Origin of the sequence: Paenarthrobacter sp. NPDC056912 (assembly GCF_042786555.1) — a bacterium.
In the GTDB taxonomy this organism is placed as follows: Bacteria; Actinomycetota; Actinomycetes; order Actinomycetales; family Micrococcaceae; genus Arthrobacter.
On the sequence record NZ_JBHUCD010000046.1, the window covers coordinates 1 to 2,442 of the forward strand.

The 2,442-nt window shown below is 59.7% G+C and carries 1 protein-coding gene; it reads right to left on the reverse strand.

Annotated features, from left to right (window positions below):
* Positions 1–1,661: 1,661 nt before the first annotated feature.
* Positions 1,662–1,967 (reverse strand): DNA-directed RNA polymerase subunit alpha C-terminal domain-containing protein, encoded by a 306-nt coding sequence (locus ACFRJ9_RS23920; RefSeq protein ID WP_377673385.1) that lies wholly within the window; start codon positions 1,965–1,967, stop codon positions 1,662–1,664.
* Positions 1,968–2,442 lie beyond the last annotated feature (475 nt).

Below are 2,442 nucleotides of genomic sequence, written 5' to 3' on the forward strand. Positions count from 1 at the left end.
CAAGAACGTGCCGCACATGCCCGGCTTTGGCCTCGTTCGCGTCGCCGAATTCATTCCCTAGGTGCTCCGGACGGATAAGCGGAAACCGTCAGCGGGCACCCACGCTCCGGCAGGCCGATCCTGCGCGCTTTGCTTTTTGGCGTCTCGGCCCTGAAATCATGCCCGGCCCCGCGCAGCTACTACGATCTCCAATGCAGGGAAGCAAGACCCAAATTAAGGCAATACTCTCCGTGGACAGCACGTACTCTTGGGCAATGCTCCGCGATGTCACCACTTGCACCCCGCCCTCGAGTATGTCGTCTACAGGGCGATCCGGCCCGCAACCCCAGCTTCGTTATCGGCCCGGCACCATAAACCGGTAACGAAAAAGATCGCCCGAGAACGATCAAGTCCACGGAACGCACGGGCTTCGGAGATGCGGCGAGTGTCCCGCTACTCCGGAGGTGGAACGCTCTGTTGGACGGGGTGTGGATCCCGTTGGGATCATCGTCATCTAGTTCATCTACTTATCGGCCAGACCCGGACCGACCTATGTGCAGGCACCGCAGGTAAGCCGTGATGTACACGTTCTTGTAAAGTCCTCGGTTCAGCCCATACCGGTCACCACGACGTCCTTTCACCGGGGCTGGGGGCTGATCCTGGTCCGGAGGGTTCAGGGAGGGAGCGTTCATAGCGATGAATGCTTCTGAAGGCGTTTCGGTCCCTGCCCGAACCTTGGCAGCAAGTCCCGTGGCAGACCAAGGCGACGGAGCGACAGAGCGCGGCAATGCAACCGCCGCCCAAGGGCCGCAGCGGCGGCTGCCTCGGTCTAGATGAAGTGTTTGGTGCCCGTGTTGACTAACCGGAGCAGGTGCATTGACGGGGACCGGCCCTTATGACAACCAGGGTCTCTGCTGCACAACACTCTTCTGCAGAGAAGCGATGCCGTAGAACATGAGGGGAAGTACTGGGTCAGTCCGTTGAAGTCGGGGCACTTCCTTTTGTCTGGATCTTCCGTGATTCCCTTTGCGTCCTGCTGGAGAACTCTTTTGGCAGCAACGTAGAGGCAGGAGGCTTCCCTGCGTGAGTCGATAGACGTGGCCACTCATGGGCCCAGGACCAGATGGAAATGTCCTGAACCATGCCCAACACCATCATCACCGCCACTCCCCGCCCCTCTGCTGAACCGTTACGCTCAGGCCCCGACATCCCGGGCGGAGGATCATGCCCGTCCTGGGAAACGCGTCCGACCGCCCACCGGCGGGGAGGACGTGTTTGTCCGCTGTTTGAGTGTCGGCGGACAGTGCAGCCGTCCACATGCGGGCGGCTGCACTCCACCCCCCCACCGGCCCGTGGGCACGATGAACGCCTGCTGGATGAGGACCTCACCAATAGCAATCACGCGGCAGCTTCGCATGAGTGAACGTGGCCCCACCATCAATAGCCACGGAACGGCCTTAGGCGTCTGACAGCCCGCAACAGGACTAACTTAAGGTGATCCTTTTCGGGTACAGAGCAACCCTGGGAGAATGCTGCCTCGTCGAAAGGCACGGGCTGCCGGGTTTCCTCCAGCACCGGCAGCACTCAGTCCCAACGACTGCTTGGAAGTGGACTGTTGCCTGCATATCATTGAGCGGCGAAGCCCGCCGGTGCCCCTGGGCAGGTCCCGTAGGGACGCACGGTCAGCGGGTAGGTGAACTGACGGCTGCTCGTGGTTCTACTTCCGGGCGTTGCCAGATCTGGTGATTCTGGACATGACGTGAAACGGGGCGGTCCTTGCTTGCCGATCGGTTTCTCGACGCTGCAAGGCTCAGTCCTTGACGTGCTAGGGCAGCTTTGATTTCCTTGATGCCGCCCGGTCCGAGTCCTTGTACGTAGAATTGGAGATCCTCAGCGGACCGTTCGATCAACTGCCCGATTGTGGAAATTCCCCTTCGTTGCAGGCTGTTCAGCGCTCTGGTGGGCAGACCAAGTTCTGTCACGGCCATGGCTCGCCCTCGTTCTACATCGTCGGGCAACAAGGTATCGGTGTTTAGTTTCACAAAAGGCCTTTCTGGCAAAGGTGATCAGTGGCTCAAAGCGCACGCCCTTCTACCGCCTAGGGGAAGTCATGACGGAACCGTCAGGATTTACTGACAAAAGGAATGCATCCCGCTATCCCATAGACCGTTTTGGTCAGGTTTCGGAATAGCCGACTCTAATAAAGAGTGCGGCGACGTCGGAAAGTGCCGCGCAAGAAGGTCCGTTCATCACAACAGGGCGGCGCGGATGGCCTGTGTCGTTGTCCGATGCATGAGTGGACACCACTTTGTCGGGCGTCGATTCGTCGCGCGGGGCCCGGGAATTCGTCCCGGTCTCCTTAATGATGTGCCACGCCTTTCCATGCCCAGCAGAGTCGCAGGTGATCATCGTCAAGCGCGGTCGTACAGGGCCTCTTCCAAGGTGTCACTACGAGATCACTCA

Excerpts from the sequence above, each read along its gene's own strand:
- ACFRJ9_RS23920 (WP_377673385.1), bottom strand. The coding sequence starts at position 1,967 with ATGGCCGTGACAGAACTTGGTCTGCCCACCAGAGCGCTGAACAGCCTG.